The following is a 786-nucleotide window of genomic DNA, read 5'->3' as shown; positions in this document are numbered from 1 at the left end:
ATGCCCGTGGTACCGAGGATCGACAGGCCGCCCATGATGCCGAGCCGGCCGTTCAACGTCTTGGCTGCCAACTCCACCCCGTTCGGGATCGATATCTCGACCGCCACGTCGCTGCGTCCGCCGACCAGCGCCGACGCCTCGATGACCGCGTCTCGGATCATCTGCCGCGGCATGGGATTGATGGCGGGCTCTCCCACGGAAAGTGGCAGTCCCGGCCGCGTGACGGTGCCGACTCCGATCCCCGCGTGAAACGTGATGCCGGCCCCTGGGGCTCCGGCGCGAACGGCGGCCTTGACGAGCGCTCCATGGGTGACGTCGGGATCGTCGCCTGCGTCCTTGACGATGCCGGCCCAAGCTCCATCGGCGTCAAGATCATGGCAGGCAAGCGCGAAGGCTGGCCGCTGTCCTCCGGGAAGCGCGATCTCGACGGGGTCTGGAAATTCCCCGGTTCGCCAGCCGATATAGGCAGCCTTGGCGGCGGCGGCGGCGCAGGCCCCCGTCGTCCATCCTCGGCGCAGATTTCCGGCTGGTCTGACCTCGTCCATAACTTGCCTTATAAGGCGACAGGCRCCGCCCGTCAGCCTGGAGAACCGCAGCGTGAGCACATCTGATCTTTCGCCGGCCATCGAGCCGGGAACGGTATGGCTCGTCGGCGCCGGCCCCGGCGACCCGGGTCTCCTGACCCTCCACGCCTTGAATGCCCTGCGGCAAGCGGACGTGATCGTCCACGATGCCCTCGTCGACGAGCGCATCCTGGCTCTCGCCGACCCTGGCACGATCCTCGAA

2 protein-coding genes are annotated in these 786 nt (G+C 67.8%); one reads left to right on the top strand and one right to left on the bottom strand.

The window, feature by feature from the left end; all coding sequences use genetic code 11:
• A partial coding sequence (cbiD, locus tag AC1DT3_RS23055; protein ID WP_477467485.1) for a cobalt-precorrin-5B (C(1))-methyltransferase CbiD occupies positions 1-545 on the bottom strand: 545 nt, incomplete at its 3' end.
• A gap of 52 nt (positions 546-597) precedes the next feature.
• Between cbiD and AC1DT3_RS23050 the strand changes: the two genes are divergently transcribed.
• Positions 598-786 (top strand): SAM-dependent methyltransferase (locus tag AC1DT3_RS23050; RefSeq protein WP_477467484.1); only part of this gene is annotated, 189 nt, incomplete at its 3' end.

The organism is Microvirga sp. P4_G7, from assembly GCF_056401005.1.
This window is presented reverse-complemented; position numbering and strand designations above follow the sequence as displayed.